19 protein-coding genes, 3 tRNA genes and 3 rRNA genes are annotated in these 21,843 nt (G+C 60.4%); 9 read left to right on the top strand and 16 right to left on the bottom strand.

Annotated features, from left to right (window positions below; genetic code table 11):
* The first annotated feature begins 203 nt into the window (after positions 1-203).
* Entirely contained in the window at positions 204-611 is a 408-nt protein-coding gene (locus RVM26_RS00125; RefSeq protein ID WP_260851279.1) for a site-specific integrase, read from the top strand.
* Between the two features lie 16 nt (positions 612-627).
* On the opposite strand, the gene RVM26_RS00120 is transcribed toward RVM26_RS00125, so the two are convergent.
* The 8 genes from RVM26_RS00120 to RVM26_RS00085 all read right to left on the bottom strand — a co-directional run bounded on the left by RVM26_RS00120 (position 628) and on the right by RVM26_RS00085 (position 5,890).
* Entirely contained in the window at positions 628-897 is a 270-nt protein-coding gene (locus RVM26_RS00120; RefSeq protein WP_144979434.1) for a hypothetical protein, read from the bottom strand.
* A 204-nt stretch (positions 898-1,101) separates the two neighbouring features.
* Positions 1,102-1,177, bottom strand: a tRNA-Thr gene (locus tag RVM26_RS00115).
* 72 nt (positions 1,178-1,249) lie between these two features.
* Positions 1,250-1,324 (bottom strand) — tRNA-Gln (locus tag RVM26_RS00110).
* Between the two features lie 6 nt (positions 1,325-1,330).
* A tRNA-Phe gene (locus RVM26_RS00105) sits at positions 1,331-1,406 on the bottom strand.
* Between the two features lie 154 nt (positions 1,407-1,560).
* Positions 1,561-1,836 carry an oxidative damage protection protein gene (locus tag RVM26_RS00100; protein WP_039182763.1) on the bottom strand — a complete coding sequence of 92 codons (276 nt, stop codon included), beginning with the start codon at positions 1,834-1,836 and terminating at the stop codon, positions 1,561-1,563.
* A 44-nt stretch (positions 1,837-1,880) separates the two neighbouring features.
* Positions 1,881-2,978, bottom strand: coding sequence for an A/G-specific adenine glycosylase (mutY, locus tag RVM26_RS00095; RefSeq protein WP_498940080.1), 1,098 nt, complete (start codon positions 2,976-2,978; stop codon positions 1,881-1,883).
* A 96-nt stretch (positions 2,979-3,074) separates the two neighbouring features.
* Positions 3,075-5,408 (bottom strand): AsmA family protein, encoded by a 2,334-nt coding sequence (locus RVM26_RS00090; protein WP_287804545.1) that lies wholly within the window; start codon positions 5,406-5,408, stop codon positions 3,075-3,077.
* Complete coding sequence (locus RVM26_RS00085) at positions 5,408-5,890, bottom strand: acetyl-CoA sensor PanZ family protein (RefSeq protein ID WP_096923338.1); 483 nt, start codon at positions 5,888-5,890, stop codon at positions 5,408-5,410. The genes RVM26_RS00090 and RVM26_RS00085 overlap by 1 nt, the downstream gene beginning before the upstream one ends.
* Positions 5,891-6,063: 173 nt before the next feature.
* Here RVM26_RS00085 and hisB point away from each other — a divergent pair, with 173 nt between their 5' ends.
* Genes hisB through RVM26_RS00060 form a run of 5 tightly spaced genes read left to right on the top strand, consistent with a single transcriptional unit; the run spans position 6,064 to position 9,395 of the window.
* Positions 6,064-6,657, top strand: a complete 594-nt coding sequence (gene hisB / locus RVM26_RS00080) for an imidazoleglycerol-phosphate dehydratase (RefSeq protein ID WP_498940078.1) — start codon at positions 6,064-6,066, stop codon at positions 6,655-6,657.
* Positions 6,658-6,709: 52 nt separating this feature from the next.
* Complete coding sequence (hisH, locus tag RVM26_RS00075) at positions 6,710-7,351, top strand: imidazole glycerol phosphate synthase subunit HisH (RefSeq protein ID WP_016916063.1); 642 nt, start codon at positions 6,710-6,712, stop codon at positions 7,349-7,351.
* 11 nt (positions 7,352-7,362) lie between these two features.
* A complete protein-coding gene (hisA, locus tag RVM26_RS00070; protein ID WP_016916062.1) occupies positions 7,363-8,109 on the top strand; it encodes a 1-(5-phosphoribosyl)-5-[(5-phosphoribosylamino)methylideneamino]imidazole-4-carboxamide isomerase in 747 nt (248 codons plus the stop codon).
* On the top strand, positions 8,106-8,879 hold the full coding sequence (hisF, locus tag RVM26_RS00065) for an imidazole glycerol phosphate synthase subunit HisF (protein WP_498940075.1): 774 nt from the start codon (positions 8,106-8,108) through the stop codon (positions 8,877-8,879). Before hisA ends, hisF begins: the two co-directional genes overlap by 4 nt.
* 9 nt (positions 8,880-8,888) lie before the next feature.
* Entirely contained in the window at positions 8,889-9,395 is a 507-nt protein-coding gene (locus RVM26_RS00060) for a hypothetical protein (RefSeq protein ID WP_039182746.1), read from the top strand.
* A gap of 45 nt (positions 9,396-9,440) precedes the next feature.
* Here the strand turns inward: RVM26_RS00060 and RVM26_RS00055 are convergent, their stop codons facing one another.
* Positions 9,441-10,043 (bottom strand): YjaG family protein, encoded by a 603-nt coding sequence (locus tag RVM26_RS00055; RefSeq protein ID WP_498940073.1) that lies wholly within the window; start codon positions 10,041-10,043, stop codon positions 9,441-9,443.
* A gap of 155 nt (positions 10,044-10,198) precedes the next feature.
* Between RVM26_RS00055 and RVM26_RS00050 the strand changes: the two genes are divergently transcribed.
* Positions 10,199-10,891 carry a type 1 glutamine amidotransferase gene (locus tag RVM26_RS00050; protein WP_287804554.1) on the top strand — a complete coding sequence of 231 codons (693 nt, stop codon included), beginning with the start codon at positions 10,199-10,201 and terminating at the stop codon, positions 10,889-10,891.
* A 16-nt stretch (positions 10,892-10,907) separates the two neighbouring features.
* On the opposite strand, the gene mnmH is transcribed toward RVM26_RS00050, so the two are convergent.
* The 4 genes from mnmH to RVM26_RS00030 all read right to left on the bottom strand — a co-directional run bounded on the left by mnmH (position 10,908) and on the right by RVM26_RS00030 (position 15,087).
* Positions 10,908-11,996 carry a tRNA 2-selenouridine(34) synthase MnmH gene (gene mnmH, locus RVM26_RS00045; protein ID WP_498940071.1) on the bottom strand — a complete coding sequence of 363 codons (1,089 nt, stop codon included), beginning with the start codon at positions 11,994-11,996 and terminating at the stop codon, positions 10,908-10,910.
* Positions 11,993-13,030 (bottom strand): selenide, water dikinase SelD, encoded by a 1,038-nt coding sequence (gene selD / locus RVM26_RS00040; RefSeq protein WP_039182732.1) that lies wholly within the window; start codon positions 13,028-13,030, stop codon positions 11,993-11,995. Before selD ends, mnmH begins: the two co-directional genes overlap by 4 nt.
* Before the next feature lie 58 nt (positions 13,031-13,088).
* Entirely contained in the window at positions 13,089-14,462 is a 1,374-nt protein-coding gene (radA, locus tag RVM26_RS00035; RefSeq protein ID WP_026001971.1) for a DNA repair protein RadA, read from the bottom strand.
* A gap of 175 nt (positions 14,463-14,637) precedes the next feature.
* Complete coding sequence (locus RVM26_RS00030; protein ID WP_287804563.1) at positions 14,638-15,087, bottom strand: copper resistance protein NlpE N-terminal domain-containing protein; 450 nt, start codon at positions 15,085-15,087, stop codon at positions 14,638-14,640.
* 191 nt (positions 15,088-15,278) lie between these two features.
* Here RVM26_RS00030 and hisC point away from each other — a divergent pair, with 191 nt between their 5' ends.
* Complete coding sequence (gene hisC / locus RVM26_RS00025; RefSeq protein ID WP_498940069.1) at positions 15,279-16,340, top strand: pyridoxal phosphate-dependent aminotransferase; 1,062 nt, start codon at positions 15,279-15,281, stop codon at positions 16,338-16,340.
* Between the two features lie 99 nt (positions 16,341-16,439).
* Here hisC and rrf read toward each other — a convergent pair.
* Positions 16,440-16,555, bottom strand: a 5S ribosomal RNA gene (gene rrf, locus RVM26_RS00020).
* A gap of 133 nt (positions 16,556-16,688) precedes the next feature.
* A 23S ribosomal RNA gene (locus RVM26_RS00015) occupies positions 16,689-19,581 on the bottom strand.
* A 138-nt stretch (positions 19,582-19,719) separates the two neighbouring features.
* On the opposite strand from RVM26_RS00015, the gene RVM26_RS00010 reads away from it, so the two are divergent.
* Positions 19,720-19,878: a hypothetical protein gene (locus tag RVM26_RS00010; RefSeq protein WP_498939990.1), complete on the top strand. Its 159-nt coding sequence runs from the start codon at positions 19,720-19,722 to the stop codon at positions 19,876-19,878.
* Here RVM26_RS00010 and RVM26_RS00005 read toward each other — a convergent pair.
* Positions 19,876-21,408 (bottom strand): 16S ribosomal RNA (locus RVM26_RS00005). The two genes, RVM26_RS00010 and RVM26_RS00005, sit on opposite strands and share 3 nt — an antisense overlap.
* The 16S, 23S and 5S rRNA genes sit together here, the layout of an rRNA operon.
* Positions 21,409-21,843: the final 435 nt, after the last annotated feature.

Below are 21,843 nucleotides of genomic sequence, written 5' to 3'. Positions count from 1 at the left end.
ACTGGTGCTGCTACTGAAGATGGGGTGACGTCGCCATCGCTCGACTGACTGAATTTGCCCAGCAACGTGGCCAACGCACACGCGGTGAAAAAGGCGCGTGCGCGCCTTACCTCTGGATCGTGATGAAGCTGACTTAAATTTGCAGCTTACGCGGGATTGAGGTCGTCACGCTAACCGATGCCAACAGCACGGCCGATGGCGTGATGACTAACCGCCGCAAAGGCTCCCGGGATAATGTCGTTCGCTGGTACCCAAGACTATCCGCCGCCTGGTCCGCCGCCGCCGAGCGCCGCGCTGGAATTTGGAAAGCCAAAGGCAGACCGGTACCGATGCACCCAGAAAACCGCCCACTCATCGTGGCGGCGGACAGCAGCGAGCTACGTAAATCGGGCCTAGACACTGCCTGGCAGCGGTTGATCAGGTTGGCCATCGAAGAGGGAATCATTACAGGGGAAGAGCTCTTCGGCCTTCACGACTTAAAACGGCGCGGCATCACCGACACCAAAGGCACCCGCCACGAAAAACAAGAAGCTAGCGGGCACCGCTCAGCCTCAATGATGGATACCAACGATCTGAGCGTGCCGGTGGTGAGGCACCCTGGTGAAGAATAAGGGTTTTAACTGCACTTTAGTCAATATGTTTATAGGTAGGGATCACAATCGATTCACCTATATTGTCTTTTAGTGCTTCATTAATTCTAGACCATACATTTTCATCTTCAGATATACCTAGAGCTTCCTTAACCTTTTTGAGATCGGCCTTGAAAGAAGTAGGTGACCAAATCTCACCGGGCTCTCTTGGGTCATTTTTTACACGCACTTCAAATGGCTCCAAATAGCCGGTATGCCCCATCTCAACATATTTGTGTGAAAGCAGACATGCTAGAGCGAAGTCCATGAACGTACCCTCTAGCGAGTCAATACTTACAGACACAGTCGTTGTTTCAGGTGAGCTATATCGCCCCCCTGCGGCAGCGTGAGATTGGTATGTGAGACTCATTTAAATGCCCATATCTATGTAAAGTACTACGGAAACGAAAAAGCCGCCCCGAAGGGCGGCTTGATCATGTTCTCTAACGCTTTGCTTTTAAACCACTTTTAGTGGTGCCGACACCAGGAGTCGAACCCGGGACCTACTGATTACAAGTCAGTTGCTCTACCAACTGAGCTATGTCGGCGCGTCGCGTTTTCTTGAAAATTTGATTGATTTGCCGTTAAGCTAGCCAATCAACAAGAAATCTTGTTGGCAATGGCTGGGGTACCAGGATTCGAACCTGGGAATGCCGATACCAAAAACCGGTGCCTTACCACTTGGCGATACCCCAACGTTGTGGTGGCCAGAGACGGAATCGAACCGCCGACACGGGGATTTTCAATCCCCTGCTCTACCAACTGAGCTATCTGGCCCTTGCCAACGGTGCGTATTAAACCAAAAGCTTCGGTTTTCGTCAACACCTTTGTGAAACTTTCTTTCTCGTCACATGCTTAGGGCACATTGGGCCGCGTGAGCCACGGCCACACCTGCGCCCTTTGCGGGTAACGGCGGTACCCTGGCGGGGGCTTATGCCTGGCTGGGGGGCACGTACCCTTCGGCTTGGTCGGTGGCTTCGTTGTTCAGGAAGCGTTCCATCTGCTCCATCAGGTAGGCGCGTGCTTCGGGGTCGAGCATGTTCAAGTGCTTTTCATTGATCAGGCGGGTTTGCAGGGCCTGCCACTCTTGCCAGGCGGGCTGTGACACCGTGGCCTGTATTTCCTGGCCCTGCTTGCCGGGCAGCGGGGGGAAAGGTAGCGCGGGCAGCTCTTTTTGGTACTTGCGGCAAAAAACGGTGTTGCTCATGGAATAGCTCCTGGGCGGATGCCTAATGAAAATCGTGCCAGTGGTCAGCGCGCTGGCCCCGGTGCTGGGTCGAGGTCAAACGGCGCCAGCTGGCTCAGCAGCGATTTGACGGGTGCCGCCAAGCCTAACGCAGGTGGCTGGTGAACGTCATACCATAGGCCATTTTCGCGTACTCCGGTGAGCCGTTCACAGCTCACCGGCTGCGGGGTGATCAAAAGCTTGAAGTGGCTGAAGGTATGCGTAAAGGCGGGCAGCGGCGCCAGGCGCCGGGCGGCAACGACGTTATCCTCCAGCCAGTGGTTCAGCTCGCCGTGGCGCTCGAACTGCGGCAGGCTCCAGAGCCCGCCCCACAGGCCGCTGGGCGGGCGTTGTTCCAGCCACACGCGCCCTTGGGGGTCCTGCAGCATCAGCATGAGGGTTTCACGGGTGGGGGTAACTTTTTTGGGCTTCGATTCCGGGAAGCGCTGCGGCTCGCCTTGGGCGTAGGCGCGGCAGACGTCGTTGAACGGGCAGATGGAGCAGTCGGGCTTGCTGCGTTTGCACAGCGTGGCGCCAAAGTCCATCACCGCCTGGGTGTAGTCGGCCAACCGCGTGGTGGGGGTGAAGTACTCGGCCAGCGCCCACAGGGAGCGCTCTACCGCAGGCTGGCCGGGCCAGCCCGCCACGGCGTGCAGCCGTGTCAGCGAACGCTTGACGTTGCCATCCAGAATGGCGGCCTGCTGGCCGGTGCTTTGGGCAATGATCGCCCCGGCAGTGGAACGGCCGATGCCGGGCAGCGTCATCAGCGTATCGACGCTCTGGGTGGGCAGCTCGCCGCCATGCTCGGCCAGCGCCAGCTGGGCCGCCTTGTGCAGGTTGCGGGCGCGGGCGTAGTAGCCCAGCCCTGTCCAGAGGTGCAGCACTTCATCCTGGGGGGCGCAGGCCAGGGCCTCCAGCGTGGGGAAGCGCTCCATGAAACGTTCGAAGTAGGGAATTACCGTGGCCACCTGGGTTTGCTGCAGCATGATTTCCGACACCCAGACGCGGTAGGCGCTGCGGGGTGACTGCCAGGGCAGGTCGTGGCGGCCATACTGGTCGAACCAGCGCAGTAGACGGTGTTGAAACTCATCGGCCGCCAGGCACGGCGTAGGCATCTCGGCCATGGTCACTCCTGAAGTGCTTGCCATGAAAAAAGCGCCGGCGGTAAGGCCGGCGCATGCAGGGGGTGGTGCCTCCTTCTCTATAGGAAGGCAGGCGTATCAATTGAACAGGCGGCGAATACCTTCGCGCAGCTCCTGGCCCGCGCCCTCGCCCAGGCGCTCGTCGATGCGCTCGATGGTGGTGCCCAGGCGCTCTTCGAGCTCTTCTTCCAGACGGCCGCCCGCTTCAGTGCGCAGCAAATCCACCACGCTGGCCTGGAACGCGGTGCGGTCGAAGCGGCACCATTCGGCTTTATCATCCCCCAGGTGGCCTTCACAGCGGATGGGCAGCGGCAGCTGCTCCAGGCGCGGGTTCACCTGGCAGGCGGCGTCGGCGGTATCGACCAGCCGCGCATTGGCCAGCGTCATGAAGTCCTGAGAGGTCAGGTTGAGCTCGCCTTCGCCTTGCACTTCGATACCCGGCAGAGTGATCGACAAGTCATCGCTGTGCACGACGCCGTTGCGTACCTGGAACGTGGCGTCGAAGCGCTCGAAGCGCGTATCGGGATGCCACTCACGGGTGGTGCCCTGGCCTTCCAGCAGCGCCGCCAGCTCGCACATCTCACGGGAGATATTGGTACGCAGGATAGTGCCTTCGTTCAGCCGGGCATCCAGCTCGCCGTTGAGGTTGCTGAGCAGCACCTGACGGCTGTTGCCCTGGGTCGTCAAGTCGCCTTCCAGATTGAACCGGCCGCGCAGCGGGGCCTCTTCGTCACTGAAGGTTTCGATCAACGGGGCCACTTGCACATTGCTGATGCGCGGCGCGAATTGCCAGGTCATCACGCTGTCGGTGGCGTCCAGCGCGCCGGTGGCGTTGAGTTCGCCGCCATAGAAACGCGATTCGAAGCCGGTCAGGCGATGGTTGCCCTCGTCACCGCGCAGCGCCAGCTGGGTGTCGTTGAAGGTCATGCCCGCCAACTGCAGCTCGCCGACGCTGAGATCACCCTGCAGGGTCAGGCCGCTGAGCCACTCCTGGGGCAGCAGGGCTTCTTCGGCCTGGGCAAAGGCGCTGCGCAGCAGGCCCCGGCTGGCTTGCTCGGGGGCGACAGGCCGCGGCAGGTAGTGGTCCAGGTTGAGCTGGTCACCGTCCAGGTTGAAACTCAATTGGCTGCCATCCAGAGCAGCACTCACGTCGCCGGTAAAGGTGCTGTCATCGATGACCAACGACAGGCGTGGCAAGGCGATGCGCGAGAGATCACCTTCGACCGGGCTGGTCAGGGCCACGTCGCTCAGCGCCGCTTCGCTGGTGGTATTGAGCGTTGCGCCGGTGCGCGAGATCCAGGGCCGCAGGGTAAAGGGGGCTGCGGTGAGCTGGCCGCTGTACTGGGGCGCTTCCAGCAGCTGTTCGAGGTTGAGGTGGCCGCTGACCCGCAGGCCATCCGGCCCGGTCAGTTGCAGGTCCTTCAACTGGGCGGTCTGAGCGGCCAGGTCGCCTTCCAGGCCGAACGCCAGCGAAAGGGCCAGGCTTCCCTGCCAGTTGTCGGCATGGCGCAGGCCGGCATCCAGCACGCCCTGGCGAATGCTGAGCTGCTGCTCGCCCATGCGCGCCACGATTTCAGACGCTTTCAGGCTGAGCTGCTGGGGCTCGCTGTTGGCGCCTGGGCGGGTCTGCGTGGTGAGCTGGGTATTTTCCAGAGTGATCTGCTCATCCTGCAGGCCAAGGCGCAGGCGAGTTTCCAGGTTGACCTCGCTGGTCATGTCCGGCGTGCGCTCCAGCACTTCGGCATCCAGGCGGTTGTGCCGGGAGAGCGTGAACATGGCCTTGAGCGGGAAGGAGCGCACCGGATTGACGTTGGTGCCTGAAATGTTCAGCGGCTGTACCCGCCACAGGGCCTGGCTCTGTTCGTCGCGGTAGCGAATATCCGCCCCTTTGACTTCTACGCTGGCGATGTTCAGCACCACCGAGAGGTTGCCCGCATCGGCATTGGGGCCTGCGCTTGCAGGTGCCAGCACGGTTTCGGCGGACTCGTTGCTGTGTTCGGAGAGGCGCTCCAGCAGCGGCTCCCAGTTGCCCTCGCCTTCGGCGTTTTTCACCAGGTTCAGGCGCATGCCGTCGAGCGTCAGGCCATCCACGGCGATTTCACCCCGTAGCAGCGGCGCGAAGGCCACGCTCACCTCGGCCCGGTTGATCGCCGCGAAAGCAGACTCGTCCACCGACTGTTCGGGCAGCCAGGCACGGGCCTGCTCGACGCTGACACCGATACGCGGGTAGAACGACCAGCTGATCGGGCCTTCCAGCGCCAGATTGAGCCCTGTCTGCTCTTCCACCACGGCGGTCAGCCGGGGCTTGAAGTCTTCCGGGTCCAGAAAGGTGGTGACGTAGACCACGGCAGCGACGGCGGCAATGGCAAGAATGCCGATGGCCGCCAGTAAAATACGGAGTAGCTGTTTCATTAACCTTTCCCTTGGGGGTCTAGCTCTACAAAATCACTGGTGGCCGGGAGGCCCGGTTCCGTTGGCTCGGCATCGGCGATGGGCCGATAGCCCAATTTGGATAGCAGCACGCGGTCGGCCAGCGGCAGCGTGGTGGTGGCAATACGCAGTACGCGGCCCTCTTCCTTGGCCTGTTCGCCCATCAGCGCCATCAGCCGTGAGCCCACGCCACGCCGCCGCGTGGTCTTGCGCACGCACAGCTCGGATAGCCACCAGGCGCGGTCATCGCCCTCCTGCACCGCCACGGCTCCCAGCAGGCGGTCGTTGAACAGGGCGCAGGCAAACACGTGCTGCCCTTGTAAATGCTGCTCTATGAAGGGCAAGACCCTGGGGGGTGGCATGCGCTCTTGCGGTGCGTCTTCATAGATACGCACGAGGTCGATACGCACTTGCTCATCGGCGTCCCATCGGGCCTGGTCGACGTATTGCAGTGTCACCGGCATGGTGAAATCCTCGTTGCCAATGCAGCCAGGCTGCTGTTTGAGCGCCGCAATTGGCGGCGACATTTCACGCATTGTAGCGGATGGGGGGGCCGATTCTCTATAATGCTTGTTTTGGCCGCAGCCGCCGCCCGCCGATTATTCCTCAGAGTGCGCCTCGGCGCAGGAGATGCAACATGTCAGCGCGTATTGCCACGGTTAGCCGTGACACCAACGAAACGCAGATCACGGTCAGCGTCAACCTTGATGGTGAAGGCCGTCTTCGCTGCCACACGGGCGTTCCGTTCTTGGACCATATGCTTGACCAGGTGGCTCGGCACGGAATGGTCGACCTCGATATCGACGCCAAGGGCGACCTGCATATCGACGACCACCACACCGTCGAAGACCTGGGCATCACCCTGGGCCAGGCCTTTCATGAGGCGATTGGCGACAAGCGCGGCATTTACCGTTACGGCCACGCCTACGTGCCGCTGGACGAAGCGCTCTCACGGGTGGTCATCGACTTCTCCGGGCGTCCCGGCCTCTTCATGAACGTGGAATTTACCCGCGATACCATCGGCAGCATGGACACCCAGCTGTTCTGGGAGTTCTTCCAGGGCTTCGTGAACCATGCTCGGGTGACGCTGCACATCGACAACATCAAGGGCTTCAACGCCCACCACCAGGCAGAAACCATCTTCAAGGCCTTTGGCCGCGCCCTGCGCATCGCCGTGTCGGAAGACCCCCGCATGGCCGGGCAGATGCCCTCCACCAAAGGGTGCCTGTAATGCCTAACGCAGCGATCAGCCATCGCTCGATGACCTCGACAAGGAGCGCTTCATGACCATTGCCGTGATCGATTATGGAATGGGCAACCTGCACTCGGTCGCCAAGGCGCTCGAACACGTCACCCATGAGAACGTGATCATTACCCGTGACCCTCGGCGCATTCTGGGCGCGACCCGCGTGGTGCTGCCTGGCCAGGGGGCCATCCGCGACTGCGTGGGCGAGCTGGAGCGTACCGAGCTGCGCGGGCTGGTGGAGGAGATTCTGACCCGCCAGGCCAAGCCGCTGCTGGGTATCTGCGTGGGTCAGCAAATGCTGATGGAGCGCAGCGAAGAGAATGGCGGCGTGGACTGCCTGGGCTTCTTCCAGGGCAGCGTCGACCGCTTCCCGGCGGACATGCGCGATGCCCAGGAGCAGCGTTTGAAAGTGCCGCACATGGGCTGGAACCTGGTCGCCCAGCATCATGACCACCCGCTGTGGGCCGGCATCGATGACCGCGAACACTTCTATTTCGTGCACAGCTACTACGTGAATGCCGCCGACGATGCCCAGGTATTCGGCACGACGGACTACGGTCGCGTCAGCGCCCACGTGGCGATTGGCCGCGATGCTACCTTCGCGGTGCAGTTTCACCCGGAAAAAAGCTCCCGCGCAGGCCTTCGCCTGCTGGAAAATTTTGTCACCTGGACGCCCTGAGAGGTTTCACTATGTTGGTAATTCCCGCGATTGATCTCAAAGACGGCCAGTGTGTGCGCTTGAAGCAGGGCCGCATGGACGAAGCCACTTCCTACGGCGACGACCCGGTGGCCATGGCCGCGCGCTGGGTAGAAGCCGGTGCGCGTCGCTTGCATCTGGTGGACCTGAACGGCGCTTTCGAAGGCAAACCGGTCAATGGCGACGCGGTGACGGCCATTGCCCGCGCCTACCCGAACCTGCCCATTCAGATCGGCGGTGGCATCCGCTCGGCGGACACCATCGAGCACTACCTGAACGCCGGGGTCTCTTACGTGATCATCGGTACCAAGGCGGTCAAGGAGCCGGAATTCGTCGGTGAAATGTGCCGCGCCTTCCCGGGCCACATCATCGTGGGCCTGGATGCCAAGGATGGCTTCGTGGCCACCGACGGCTGGGCCGAGGTGTCCACCGTGAAGGCCACCGAGCTTGCCAAGCGCTTCGCCAACGATGGTGTCTCCAGCATCGTCTACACCGACATCGCCCGCGACGGCATGATGCAGGGCGTGAACGTGGAAGCCACCGCGGCGCTGGCCCGCGAAGGCGGCCTGCCGGTGATCGCCTCGGGCGGCGTCACCAACCTGGATGACATTCGCGCGCTGTGCGACGTGGCCGACAGCGGCATTCTGGGGGCGATTACCGGACGCGCCATCTACGAAGGCAGCCTGGATGTCGCCGAGGCCCAGCGCCTGAGCGATGAGCTGAGCGGAGGCCGTGCATGAGCCTGGCCAAGCGCATTATTCCCTGCCTGGATGTCGATGCCGGGCGCGTGGTGAAGGGCGTGAACTTCGTCGGCATCCGCGATGCCGGTGACCCGGTGGAGATCGCTCAGCGCTATAACCAGCAAGGCGCCGACGAAATCACCTTCCTCGACATCACTGCCAGCCACGAAGACCGCGCCACTACGGTGGACATGGTCGAGCGGATCGCTGGCGAGGTGTTCATCCCGCTGACCGTGGGGGGCGGTATTCGCACCTGCGACGATATTCGCACCATGCTCAACGCGGGCGCCGACAAGGTGTCGATCAACACCGCCGCCGTGACCAACCCGGAGTTCGTGCGGGAAGCCGCCGACCGATTTGGCAGCCAGTGCATCGTGGTGGCCATCGATGCCAAGAAGGTTTCTCAGGAGGGCGAACCCGACCGCTGGGAAATCTTCACCCACGGTGGGCGCCGCCCGACAGGCCTGGATGCCGTCGAGTGGGCCAGGAAAATGGCCGAGTTCGGCGCAGGCGAGCTGCTGCTGACCAGCATGGACCGCGACGGCACCAAAATCGGGTTCGATCTGGGCGTGACCCACGCCATTTCCGAGGCCGTCAGCGTGCCGGTGATTGCCTCGGGTGGCGTCGGCAACCTGGACCATCTGGTGGACGGCGTATTGAAAGGCGGTGCGGATGCGGTATTGGCCGCCAGCATTTTCCATTTTGGCGAGCACACGATTCCCGAGGCCAAGCGTTACATGGCCGAGCGCGGCATCGAGATGCGTCTTTAGGAGAGTGACATGCCCCGTGCCTGCACCTGGTTAGGTGGCCTGGCAATGATTTGGCTGAGCGCATCTGCCTCGGCCTTTTCTATGCCTGACTGGCCACCGGCCTTCGAGCTGGACCACACGCTGGTGCAAACCAGCCTGTTGACCCGGCACTTCAGCCCCGACCCGGAGCACACCAACCAGCAGGATCTGGTGAGCGTCGAGCTGCACAACCCTGACCGCTGGCTAGCGGGTGCCGCCTGGTTCAAGAACTCCTTCGACCAGCCCACCTGGTACTTCTACGCTGGGCGGGAGTTTCCGCTAGGGCAGTTGGGCGACAACATCAACGTGCGCGCCAAGCTCACCGGCGGGCTGCTGCGGGGCTACAAGGATGAGTTCCGCGACAAGATTCCCTTCAACCGCTACGAAATCGCCCCCGCCCTTCTGCCCAGCGTGGGCATTCAATGGGGGCGCGTCGAGTCGGACCTGATCGTGTTCGGCACGGCGGGCATGATGATCACGGCGGGCGTCCGTTTTTAAGGGCGTCCGTTTTTAAGGCCGTTCGTTCGCAAGACCCAAGGGCGGCTACTCGTCGCCCTCTTCCAGTGAAAGCCCCAGGTTGCTGATGCCGTTGTTGCGCCCCAGCAGGCGAATCTCTTTTAACGCCGCTTTGGTGAGCGGCTCGCTGACGGCTTCCAGCACCGCATCCTGAAAGTCGTTTTCATCGGCCATCAGCGGGTGGTCGCGGATGATCAGCGCCAGCGCCTGTGCCTCCACCTCTCCCTCGGTCAGCTCGATGAATGCCCGCACTCCTGCCCGGGAGGTGCGACTCACGTCCAGCACCGCCTCCGGCGACTCACCCTGCAAGGTATCCAGCAGCGCCGAGATCGAGACCACGGCGTCCAGCGCGCGGCGCGCCCCGAAACTGTCATCGCTGGCCGGTGGCTCGCACTCCGCCAGCTTTTCCGCCTGACGGGCAAAGTCGATACTGGCATTGGGCACGCTCAAGCGCTCCCACACCAGGCTCAGCACGGTACGCAGGGTATGCCCATCACCGTGGCCCGTGGTTTGCTCGTAGAGGGCGTAGTTGGGTAGCAGCCGCTCGCACAAGGCCGCCATGAAGGCTTGCTGGGCGGGCAGCGGCAGCAGTTGCAGACGCTGATAGAATCCTGTGGGTTTTGCCACCATGCTGATGTCCTGGGTCACTGTGTTGATGAAGAGGGTATTGATAATACGGTATTGATAAACGGTATTGGTGAAGTGGACGCGATACGTTATCGTCCCACACTCGCGGCGGGCAAGCTCCGCCGCGCTTGATGTGTGCGGCCGGCGAGGAGATTACCATGCATATTCATCTGCTACAGCACGGCCCTGACCATGGACCCGCTCGCCTGCAAGACTGGCTGGAGAGCATGGGCCATAGTTACACCGTTTTTCATCTATACGCAGGGGAGCTGACCCCGCGCCCTGGCGAGTGCGACGCGCTCATCGTGCTGAGCGGCCCCGACGCGCTGTTCAGCACCCCGCCCGCCTGGCAAAAGGCAGAGCGCAAGCTCATCCACCGCTACCTCGATGGCCAAAAGCCCGTCATGGGCATTGGCCTGGGGGCGCTATGGATCGCCGAAGCCCTGGGCGCCGTCATCGCCCCCGGCACCTACCCCGAAACGGGCTGGCATCCTGTCACCCTAGCGCCGGAGAGCACCTTTGACCTGCCCGAGCAGTTCGATGCCTTCATGTGGCACCGCCTGGTATTTAGTCTGCCGGACGGCGCGCTGCCCCTGGGCGGCAGTGCGGCGGCGCCCCTCCAGGGGTTCAGTTGGGATGCTGGTCGCGTGGTGGCGCTGTTATGCCATCTCGAAATGACCCAGGCCAGCGCGGCTTCCTTGCTGAATGCCGAGGCGCTCCCCACGGCCAGGAGCCCTTCCGCCGGGCGCTTCCTGCAAACCGGCGATCAGATACAGGCAGATCCCAAGCGCTTTCAGCGTCTGGCGCCGCTGCTGGACCGGGTCATGACCCAGTGGCTCAAAAGCCTCTGATGCGTATTGGCCGCCGCTAGGCACTCCACTGCCGAGCGGCGGCCAGGCAGCTTTCCCAGTCCCCCACGTGCAGTTCGGGCGGCCGGTGGCTCTGATGTTTCTCCAGGTGGTAACGATAGAGCGGGTCGTAATACTCGGTGAGCAGCGGGGCCAGCCACGCCTCGTGAGCCTGGACGTCGCCCGTCTCGTGGGCACGAAACGCCATGGCCTGCAGCCGCTGCAAGCGCTGTAGCCGTGCATGCCCCAGCCGCTTGGCCAGCCGTTCCAGGGCGCTTGCGAGCTGTCGCTGCATGCGCTGACGCCCCTCATCGGGGCCAAAGCGGGCCGTATAGCCTCTCTCCAACGCTTCGATATAGTCCCGGCGCAGCTGGTCCAACCGCCAGTCCAGCGGCATTTCAATGCGGATGCGCGGCGCTTGTTGCAGTGCCTGCCATAGCGGCAGCGGGATATTGGCATTGCCGATCTGCCGCGACTCGTCCTCCATCACCAGCTTGCCTGGCTGGCCAATCAGCCGCTGGGCCAGCGCATGCTCAAAATCGATCTGCGTGGCGGGCTCCTCAGGCTGACGCCCAAACGCAGACCCCTTGTGTTGGGCACACATCTCCAGGTCGATGCCATTGGGCAACTGGTTGATCAACGGCGTCTTGGCGCAGCCCGTCAGGCCAGACACCACCAGCAGCGGCTGGTGGGCGGCCTCGTCGATGCGCTGGCAGAGCTTTTGCCGCAGTGCTTTCCAGCCACCTTCGATGCGGGGCCGCAGCAGGCCCGCCTCGGCCAGCCACTGCTGGCTGATTTGGGAGCGCAATCCGCCACGGTAGCAGTAGATCAGTGCATCCGGATAACGCGCCAGGTGAGCCTGCCAGGCCAGCACCCGGGACTGCTTCACCGCACCGCTGACCAGCCGTTCACCCAGCGCAATCGCCGCCTGCTGGCCCTGCTGTTTATAGGCAATGCCAACCTGGCGGCGCTCTTCATCATCCATCAGCGGCAGGTTCACCGCTCCCGGCAGGCTGCCCTGGGCGAACTCCACCGGCGCACGCACATCGATCAAGGGCGTATTACGCGCCACCAGCTCCAAAGAAGCAGGCAGCGTGGGCAGCGTCATCCGACCACCTGGATCACGGCGTTGCCCTTGGCAGGCTGCATCTCGCCAAACGGTTCCAGCGTGACGCCGTGCTCGCGACCAATGCGCTCCACGTCGTCCTGCCAGGCGGGGTCGACACTCAGCAGCAGCCCTCCCGAGGTTTGCGGGTCGCATAGCCACTGCCAGTGGGCTTCGTCCATGGCGGGCAGGGCGCTGCCCAGCGCCTGCTGATTGCGCTGGGTGCCACCAGGAACGGCTCCCTGGCGGCGGTAGCCTTCGGCCTCGGCCAGGCGCGGCAAGCGGCGAAAGTCCACGTGGGCCTTCACGCCACTGGCGCTGCACATTTCCGCCAGATGGCCTGCCAACCCGAAGCCGGTCACGTCGGTCATGGCGTTCACTCCTTTGACACCGGCCAGCGCGACGCCAATGGTGTTGGGCTTGAGCATGGTTTCACGGGCAAGTCCCTGGTGCCCTGCTTCCAGCAGGCCGCGCTTTTCGGCAGTGGTCAACAGCCCCACGCCCAACGGCTTGGTGAGATACAGCAAGTCACCGGGCTTGGCCTGGCTATTGAGCTTTAGCTGGTCAAGCGACACCAGGCCATTGACGGCCAGGCCAAAGATCGGCTCTGGAGCATCGATGGAGTGCCCGCCCGCCAGCGCAATGCCCAACTCGCGGCATACCGCCTGCGCTCCGGCCACGACGTCTCCGGCTATTTCGGGCGCGAGCTTGTCGAGTGGCCAGCCCAGAATGCCCAGCGCCATCACCGGCGTGCCGCCCATGGCGTAGACATCACTGATGGCGTTGGTGGCCGCAATGCGTCCAAAATCGAAGGGGTCATCGACGATGGGCATGAAGAAATCAGTGGTGGCAATCATGCCCCGCCCATCGCCCAGGTCGTACACCGCGGCGTCTTCTCGCCCCTGGTTGCCCACGATCAGGCGCTGATGCCCCGCGGCGGGGCCCGCCTTGGCCAGAATGCCGTCCAGCACGTCTGGGGCAATCTTGCAGCCGCAGCCCGCTCCATGGCTGTACTGGGTCAATCGAATCGAACTCATGGTGACTCTCCTTTGCTGTGCTCGGGGCTGGCGTTTCTGCTATCCAGCATAGTCCATGTCACAACGCCTCAAGGGCATCGCTAAGCTTGTCGACCGGGATGACTTCCATGCCCTTGGGCGACTGCTTTGGCGCATTGGCGCGCGGCACGATGGCGCGCAAAAAGCCATGCTTGGCCGCCTCGGTAATACGCTCCTGCCCGCTGGGCACGGGGCGAATCTCGCCGGAAAGCCCCACTTCGCCAAACACGACCAGCTCCTTGGGCAGCGCGCGGTTTTGCAGGCTCGACACTACCGCCAGTAGCACCGCCAGGTCGGCACTGGTTTCCAGCACTTTGACCCCGCCCACCACGTTCAAGAACACGTCCTGGTCACCGGTGAACAGCCCACCATGCCGGTTCAATACCGCCAGCAGCATGGCCAGGCGGTTCTGATCGACCCCGACGGCGACCCGGCGCGGGTTCCCCAGGGCTGACTCATCGACCAGAGCCTGCACTTCCACCAGTATCGGCCGCGTGCCTTCCCATACCACCATCACCAGGCTGCCGGGAGCCTGCTCTTCCTGGCGCGACAGGAAGATGGCACTGGGGTTTTTCACTTCCTTCAAGCCCTGCTCCAGCATGGCGAACACGCCCAGCTCGTTCACCGCTCCGAAGCGGTTCTTCTGGCCACGCAGGGTGCGAAACCGCGAGTCCGCCCCGCCCTCCAGCAGTAGCGAGGCATCGATCATGTGCTCGAGCACCTTGGGGCCTGCCAGGGTGCCATCCTTGGTGACATGCCCCACCAGCAGCAGCACGGTATTCGTCTGCTTGGCAAAGCGGGTCAGCGCTGCGGCAGACTCGCGCACCTGCGCCACGCCGCCGGGCGCCGAGCTGATATCCTCCAGGTGCATGGTCTGAATCGAGTCGATGACCAGAATCTCGGGCTTTTCACGCTCGGCAACGGCCAGAATGGTCTCGACGCTGGTTTCCGCCAACATTTTCAAGCCGTTGGTGGGAAGCTGCAGGCGATGTGCTCGCATGGCGACCTGGGAAAGCGACTCCTCGCCGGTCACATAGAGAATACGGCGTTGCTGAGCCAGCTTGCAGGCCGTTTGCAGCAGCAGCGTCGACTTGCCTGCCCCAGGATTCCCGCCCAGCAGCACGGCCGAGCCCGGTACCAGGCCGCCTCCCAATACACGGTCGAACTCGGCAAAAGTGGAGGTCAGTCGAGGCACTTCGCTGAGGTCGACGTTACTGAGGTCCACGACTTCCTTCGAGAGGTTGCCCGCATAGCCAGCGCGCCCGGTCGCCGTCGTTCCGCTGCCAGGCCGCGCACTGGTCAACCGGATCTCACTGAGCGTATTCCACTCCTGACAGCTGGTGCACTGCCCCTGCCACTTGCGATACTCGGCACCACACTCGGTACACACAAAGGCGCTCTTTGCTTTTGCCACCGCTAGCCGCTCCTGTCTCGCATGACTGTACTTGCCACTGTACTTGCCACTGTTGTTACAACGGTTGTTGCGACGGTCGTTAAGACGGTTGTCACGACCGTCATTGCTACTTTTTCACCACCGCCAGACATACAAAAGGCGGCCAATGGCCGCCTTGATGCGATGCGCTCAGCGATTACTGGCGACGCAGTTGCAGCATCTCGCCGTTTTCAAAGCGACGACGCTCCGGGTCGATCAGCTCGAGCGTACGCTCGTCGATCCGCTGGAAGTAGTAGATCTGGCCGTCACCGTCCGGTGTCAGTTCATAGACCGTCGCGTCGGGGTCGGCAGGCGTACCCGTCAGCACTTCCCAGTTACCGGCGTAGTTTTCATCGGGCGGTGTCTGGGGGTGATTGCGGTAAGTCGCATTCAAGGTAAAGGTACGCTCTTCCGGAGCGGCCATTTCTTCACCCTGCATGGTCACATCCAGGTCAATGCCGTCACAGTTACGGCAGGGCAGAGTACCCTGATAGTTAGTCTGTGAGGCACTCATGCCTGCGTCGTCGCGCTGATCCGTCGGGCCAGCTGCGCAGCCCGCCAGCAGTGCCAACATAGCCGAACCGGCTAGCAAACTCCTGAATTGCATTGCGTGTCTCCTTATGGTGTTGGACATACATTTCTTTCGCGCGCTTATGACAGCATAACCGCTACAAGGTGCGACGCCCACCCCTTCACAGGAGAAGTATGGGCCGAATCGCGGCCAATGGGAATGCTTGCGCTCTTGCGGCCATCAGGCGACCATGGGGATATTCACATCCGCACAATCAGGTTACCCCCATGAGCCAATACTGGAGCCCTGCCGTCAGGGATCTTACCCCGTATATTCCCGGCGAGCAGCCCCGCGAGCGCGTGATCAAGCTCAACACCAACGAGAACCCCTACCCCCCGGCCCCTGGTGTCAGCCAGGCGCTGGCCCAATACCCTACCGATCATTTACGGCTCTACCCCGACCCTACCTCTCTGGCGCTGCGTGAAACCCTGGCCAGCCGCTACGGCGTCAGCGTCGCGGAAACCTTTGTGGGCAACGGCTCCGATGAAGTCCTGGCCTTCGCATTTCAGGCGTTTTTTTGCCAAGGGGCACCTCTCGATGTACCCAGCATCACCTACAGCTTCTATCCGGTATATGCCAACCTTTACGGCGTAGAGCTGCGCAAGCATCCCTTGAATGCCCAGTGGGAAGTGGATATGGATGCGTTGGCCAGCGCGAGTGAGCGAAGCGGCGTCATCTTTGCCAACCCCAACGCCCCCACGGGCCACGCTCACCCGCTGGAAGCTATCGAGGCGCTTCTGCAGAAAGTCACCGACCGCGTGGTGCTGGTGGATGAGGCGTACGTGGATTTCGGCGCTGACAGCGCCGTGTCGCTGATTAGCCGCTACCCGAACCTGCTGGTCACGGGCACGTTCTCCAAGTCACGTAGCCTGGCAGGATTGCGTCTGGGCTATGCGATTGGCTTCAGCGAGCTGATCGAAGGCCTGCAGCGGGTCAAGGACTCCTTCAACTCTTACCCCGTAGATAGCCTGGCTAGCCTGGTGGGCATCGAAGCCCTGAAGGATACCGAACACTTCGACGCCTGCCGCAATAACGTGATCGCCACCCGGGAGCGCACCCGCCAGCGTTTGGAGCGGCTTGGATTCGAGGTATTGCCTTCCAAGGCCAACTTTCTGTTCGCCCAGCACCCTCACCATGAAGGTGCCCAGCTCTTCGCTGGCCTGCGTGAGCGCGGCATTCTGGTCAGGCACTTCAACACCGAGGCGCTGAACAACTTCCTGCGCATTACCATCGGCACGGACGACGAAATGGACAGCTTTATCGAAGCCATGGAAACGCTCTGCGCCTGACGATGCTCACACCCAGCCTATGGCTGGGTGTTTCGACGTATGCAACGCACAGCAAAAAGCCCCGAACACAGTGTGCTCGGGGCTTTCTACGGGATAAGTGCCTGACGATGACCTACTCTCACATGGGGAGACCCCACACTACCATCGGCGCTAAGCGGTTTCACTTCTGAGTTCGGCATGGGATCAGGTGGTTCACGCTCGCTATGGTCGTCAGGCGTAACAGGTAATGCATATCATGCTGAGGCGTCATTGACGTGTTGTGTGATCGTCTCTTGTCAGCAAGCGCCTTGGCTCACTGCTGCGTATCCGGTTTTCGTTATCACTACGACCAGACCCCTTGGGTGTTATAGGGTCAAGCCTCACGGGCCATTAGTACACGTTAGCTCAACGCCTTGCAGCGCTTCCACACCGTGCCTATCCACCAGCTGGTCTCGCTGGGCCCTTCAGGAGGCTCTAGGCCTCGGGGATGTCTCATCTTGAAGGGGGCTTCCCGCTTAGATGCTTTCAGCGGTTATCCCGTCCGACCATAGCTACCCGGCAATGCCACTGGCGTGACAACCGGAACACCAGAGGGTCGTCCACTCCGGTCCTCTCGTACTAGGAGCAGCTCTTCTCAAACATCCAACGCCCACGGCAGATAGGGACCGAACTGTCTCACGACGTTCTAAACCCAGCTCGCGTACCACTTTAAATGGCGAACAGCCATACCCTTGGGACCGACTTCAGCCCCAGGATGTGATGAGCCGACATCGAGGTGCCAAACACCGCCGTCGATGTGAACTCTTGGGCGGTATCAGCCTGTTATCCCCGGAGTACCTTTTATCCGTTGAGCGATGGCCCTTCCATACAGAACCACCGGATCACTAGAACCTGCTTTCGCACCTGCTCGACGTGTCTGTCTCGCAGTCAAGCACCCTTATGCTCTTGCACTCATTGCACGATGTCCGACCGTGCTGAGGGTACCTTCGTGCTCCTCCGTTACGCTTTGGGAGGAGACCGCCCCAGTCAAACTACCCACCACACACTGTCCTCGATCCGGATCACGGACCTGAGTGAGAACGCCAATGATGCCAGGCTGGTATTTCAAGGTTGGCTCCCCCGAACTGGCGTCCGGGGTTCAAAGCCTCCCAGCTATCCTACACAGGCAACATCAGCGTCCAGTGTGAAGCTATAGTAAAGGTTCACGGGGTCTTTCCGTCTAGCCGCGGGTACACCGCATCTTCACGGCGATTTCAATTTCACTGAGTCTCGGGTGGAGACAGCGTGGCCATCATTACGCCATTCGTGCAGGTCGGAACTTACCCGACAAGGAATTTCGCTACCTTAGGACCGTTATAGTTACGGCCGCCGTTTACCGGGGCTTCGATCAAGAGCTTCGGACGAATCCTAACACCATCACTTAACCTTCCGGCACCGGGCAGGCGTCACACCCTATACGTCCGCTTGCGCGTTAGCAGAGTGCTGTGTTTTTACTAAACAGTTGCAGCCACCTGGTATCTTCGACCGGTTCGGGCTGAAGGAGCAAGTCCTCTCACCCTACGCCGGCGTGCCTTCTCCCGAAGTTACGGCACCATTTTGCCTAGTTCCTTCACCCGAGTTCTCTCAAGCGCCTTGGGATTCTCACCCTGACCACCTGTGTCGGTTTGGGGTACGGTCGCACATGATCTGAAGCTTAGAGGCTTTTCCTGGAAGCGTGGCATCAATGACTTCGACACCGTAGTGTCTTCGTTTCGTGTCTCGGCCTTGGAGGGTCCCGGATTTACCTGAGACCCAAGCCTACTCACTTTCACCAGGACAACCAACGCCTGGCTCACCTAGCCTTCTCCGTCCCCCCATCGCAATCATGTCCGGTACGGGAATATTGACCCGTTTCCCATCGACTACGCCTTTCGGCCTCGCCTTAGGGGCCGACTCACTCTGCTCCGATTAGCGTCGAACAGAAACCCTTGGTCTTCCGGCGAGGGAGTTTTTCACTCCCTTTATCGTTACTCATGTCAGCATTCGCACTCGTGATACCTCCAGCATGCTTCTCAACACACCTTCATCGGCTTACACGACGCTCCTCTACCGCTCATCCGTAAGGATGAACCCGTAGCTTCGGTACCTGGTTTAGCCCCGTTACATCTTCCGCGCAGGCCGACTCGACTAGTGAGCTATTACGCTTTCTTTAAAGGATGGCTGCTTCTAAGCCAACCTCCTAGCTGTCTGAGCCTTCCCACATCGTTTCCCACTTAACCAGGATTTGGGGACCTTAGCTGACGGTCTGGGTTGTTTCCCTTTTCACGACGGACGTTAGCACCCGCCGTGTGTCTCCCACGCTGGCACTCACCGGTATTCGGAGTTTGCCTCGGGTTGGTAAGTCGGGATGACCCCCTAGCCGAAACAGTGCTCTACCCCCGGCGGTGATACGTGAGGCGCTACCTAAATAGCTTTCGAGGAGAACCAGCTATCTCCGAGCTTGATTAGCCTTTCACTCCGATCCACAAGTCATCCAAATCTTTTTCAACAGATCCTGGTTCGGGCCTCCAGTTGATGTTACTCAACCTTCACCCTGCTCATGGATAGATCGCTCGGTTTCGGGTCTATATCCAGCGACTGTGTCGCCCAGTTAAGACTCGGTTTCCCTACGGCTCCCCTATACGGTTAACCTCGCCACTGAATATAAGTCGCTGACCCATTATACAAAAGGTACGCAGTCACCCAACAAGTGGGCTCCTACTGCTTGTACGCACACGGTTTCAGGATCTATTTCACTCCCCTCTCCGGGGTTCTTTTCGCCTTTCCCTCACGGTACTGGTTCACTATCGGTCAGCCAGGAGTATTTAGCCTTGGAGGATGGTCCCCCCGTCTTCAGTCAAGGTTTCTCGTGCCCCGACCTACTCGATTTCACGTGATCAGATTTTCGACTACGGGGCTATCACCCGCTATGGCCAGACTTCCCAGTCTGTTCGTCTAATCAGTCACACGCTTAAGGGCTGGTCCCCGTTCGCTCGCCGCTACTAGGGGAATCTCGGTTGATTTCTTTTCCTCAGGGTACTTAGATGTTTCAGTTCCCCTGGTTCGCCTCTTACGCCTATGTATTCAGCGCAAGATACTCATCTTGTGATGAGTGGGTTTCCCCATTCAGAGATGTCCGGGTCACAGGTCGTTTGCCACCTCACCGAACCTTATCGCAGGCTACCACGTCTTTCATCGCCTCTGGCTGCCTAGGCATCCACCGTGTGCGCTTCATTGCTTGACCCTATAACCCGAAGGGGTCTGGGGTTCGCAATGATAACGATTGCCGGATACGCTTGAGACGTATCACAATACAATTTACGTAGAAACGCGTTCAACGCGTTTCTGTCAGCATGATATACATTGTTAAAGAGCGACTGCTATGCGCAGTGGTAAGCGGATGCTTTTTTCACTTCAAAAGAAAAAGAAAGACCTTTTTTCTTTTTTTAATGTGAAGAAAACGCTTATCACTGCTCATCAACAGCATTCTGATCAGGTAATTCATTGTGAGCGCTTGCCGCGAGGGGAAGACATCGTTTAAGGAGGTGATCCAGCCGCAGGTTCCCCTACGGCTACCTTGTTACGACTTCACCCCAGTCATGAACCACACCGTGGTGATCGCCCTCTTGCGTTAGGCTAACCACTTCTGGTGCAGTCCACTCCCATGGTGTGACGGGCGGTGTGTACAAGGCCCGGGAACGTATTCACCGTGGCATTCTGATCCACGATTACTAGCGATTCCGACTTCACGGAGTCGAGTTGCAGACTCCGATCCGGACTGAGATCGGCTTTTCGGGATTGGCTCACTCTCGCGAGTTGGCAACCCTTTGTACCGACCATTGTAGCACGTGTGTAGCCCTACTCGTAAGGGCCATGATGACTTGACGTCGTCCCCACCTTCCTCCGGTTTGTCACCGGCAGTCTCCTTAGAGTTCCCGCCATTACGCGCTGGCAAATAAGGACAAGGGTTGCGCTCGTTACGGGACTTAACCCAACATTTCACAACACGAGCTGACGACAGCCATGCAGCACCTGTCTCTGCGTTCCCGAAGGCACTAAGGTATCTCTACCGAATTCGCAGGATGTCAAGAGTAGGTAAGGTTCTTCGCGTTGCATCGAATTAAACCACATGCTCCACCGCTTGTGCGGGCCCCCGTCAATTCATTTGAGTTTTAACCTTGCGGCCGTACTCCCCAGGCGGTCGACTTATCGCGTTAACTTCGCCACAAAGTGCGCTAGGCACCCAACGGCTGGTCGACATCGTTTACGGCGTGGACTACCAGGGTATCTAATCCTGTTTGCTACCCACGCTTTCGCACCTCAGTGTCAGTGTCAGTCCAGAAGACCGCCTTCGCCACTGGTATTCCTCCCGATCTCTACGCATTTCACCGCTACACCGGGAATTCTACCTTCCTCTCCTGCACTCTAGCTTGACAGTTCCGGATGCCGTTCCCAGGTTGAGCCCGGGGCTTTCACAACCGGCTTATCAAGCCACCTACGCGCGCTTTACGCCCAGTAATTCCGATTAACGCTCGCACCCTCCGTATTACCGCGGCTGCTGGCACGGAGTTAGCCGGTGCTTCTTCTGTGAGTGATGTCTTTCCTGATGGGTATTAACCACCAGGCGTTCTTCCTCACTGAAAGTGCTTTACAACCCGAGGGCCTTCTTCACACACGCGGCATGGCTGGATCAGGGTTCCCCCCATTGTCCAATATTCCCCACTGCTGCCTCCCGTAGGAGTTCGGGCCGTGTCTCAGTCCCGATGTGGCTGATCATCCTCTCAGACCAGCTACGGATCGTCGCCTTGGTGAGCCGTTACCTCACCAACCAGCTAATCCGACATAGGCTCATCCGATAGCGGGAGCCGGAGCCCCCTTTCTCCCGTAGGACGTATGCGGTATTAGCCTGGGTTTCCCCAGGTTATCCCCCACTATCGGGCAGATTCCTATGCATTACTCACCCGTCCGCCGCTCGTCAGCGGGTAGCAAGCTACCCCTGTTACCGCTCGACTTGCATGTGTTAGGCCTGCCGCCAGCGTTCAATCTGAGCCATGATCAAACTCTTCAGTTTAAGATCAATGCGATCCTTACTCGCTGCCCGAAGGCAACAAAAGCGGATCAAACTTGGCTCAAGGTTCAAACGAATTCACTGCGATACTCCGAAGAGTATCTTGGTGTTCGCTTGCCTTGATATTGGGTGATGATTCACCCTCATCGGCAAGCGCCCACATGAATTACCTGATCAAATTGTTAAAGAGCAACTTTCTTAAGTTCGCTGTGGCCGGCTCGGTGACCTGAACCGTGCTGCCTCAGCGAGGAAGGCGTATTCTACGCATTCCGTGGTGTTTGTCAAGGGCTGTTTTCAGCGCGTGAAGCGAGCGATCAACCCAACCAACAGATGGCGCCAACTTCCTGACAAACCGAAGGTTTTTCGACCTTCTTCACCGCTGGTAACGCTTGGCGTCCCCGGCAGCGGATGCGTACTTTACGGATTCGCTGCCGGGTT

This window comes from Halomonas sp. KM072 (assembly GCF_050710315.1).
Taxonomy (GTDB): Bacteria; Pseudomonadota; Gammaproteobacteria; order Pseudomonadales; family Halomonadaceae; genus Vreelandella; species Vreelandella hamiltonii.
This window is presented reverse-complemented; position numbering and strand designations above follow the sequence as displayed.

What these genes read in the sequence shown, in the direction of transcription:
- mutY (WP_498940080.1), bottom strand. Translation starts at nt 2,978, where the DNA reads ATGGCCGAGATGCCTACGCCGTGCCTGGCGGCCGATGAGTTTCAACAC.
- RVM26_RS00055 (WP_498940073.1), bottom strand. Translation starts at nt 10,043, where the DNA reads ATGGTGGCAAAACCCACAGGATTCTATCAGCGTCTGCAACTGCTGCCG.
- RVM26_RS00050 (WP_287804554.1), top strand. Translation starts at nt 10,199, where the DNA reads ATGCATATTCATCTGCTACAGCACGGCCCTGACCATGGACCCGCTCGC.
- RVM26_RS00010 (WP_498939990.1), top strand. Translation starts at nt 19,720, where the DNA reads ATGCGCAGTGGTAAGCGGATGCTTTTTTCACTTCAAAAGAAAAAGAAA.
- selD (WP_039182732.1), bottom strand. Translation starts at nt 13,030, where the DNA reads ATGAGTTCGATTCGATTGACCCAGTACAGCCATGGAGCGGGCTGCGGC.
- RVM26_RS00100 (WP_039182763.1), bottom strand. Translation starts at nt 1,836, where the DNA reads ATGAGCAACACCGTTTTTTGCCGCAAGTACCAAAAAGAGCTGCCCGCG.
- hisC (WP_498940069.1), top strand. Translation starts at nt 15,279, where the DNA reads ATGAGCCAATACTGGAGCCCTGCCGTCAGGGATCTTACCCCGTATATT.
- hisA (WP_016916062.1), top strand. Translation starts at nt 7,363, where the DNA reads ATGTTGGTAATTCCCGCGATTGATCTCAAAGACGGCCAGTGTGTGCGC.
- RVM26_RS00060 (WP_039182746.1), top strand. Translation starts at nt 8,889, where the DNA reads ATGCCCCGTGCCTGCACCTGGTTAGGTGGCCTGGCAATGATTTGGCTG.
- hisF (WP_498940075.1), top strand. Translation starts at nt 8,106, where the DNA reads ATGAGCCTGGCCAAGCGCATTATTCCCTGCCTGGATGTCGATGCCGGG.
- hisH (WP_016916063.1), top strand. Translation starts at nt 6,710, where the DNA reads ATGACCATTGCCGTGATCGATTATGGAATGGGCAACCTGCACTCGGTC.
- RVM26_RS00085 (WP_096923338.1), bottom strand. Translation starts at nt 5,890, where the DNA reads ATGCCGGTGACACTGCAATACGTCGACCAGGCCCGATGGGACGCCGAT.
- RVM26_RS00090 (WP_287804545.1), bottom strand. Translation starts at nt 5,408, where the DNA reads ATGAAACAGCTACTCCGTATTTTACTGGCGGCCATCGGCATTCTTGCC.
- mnmH (WP_498940071.1), bottom strand. Translation starts at nt 11,996, where the DNA reads ATGACGCTGCCCACGCTGCCTGCTTCTTTGGAGCTGGTGGCGCGTAAT.
- RVM26_RS00125 (WP_260851279.1), top strand. Translation starts at nt 204, where the DNA reads ATGACTAACCGCCGCAAAGGCTCCCGGGATAATGTCGTTCGCTGGTAC.
- hisB (WP_498940078.1), top strand. Translation starts at nt 6,064, where the DNA reads ATGTCAGCGCGTATTGCCACGGTTAGCCGTGACACCAACGAAACGCAG.
- RVM26_RS00030 (WP_287804563.1), bottom strand. Translation starts at nt 15,087, where the DNA reads ATGCAATTCAGGAGTTTGCTAGCCGGTTCGGCTATGTTGGCACTGCTG.
- RVM26_RS00120 (WP_144979434.1), bottom strand. Translation starts at nt 897, where the DNA reads ATGGACTTCGCTCTAGCATGTCTGCTTTCACACAAATATGTTGAGATG.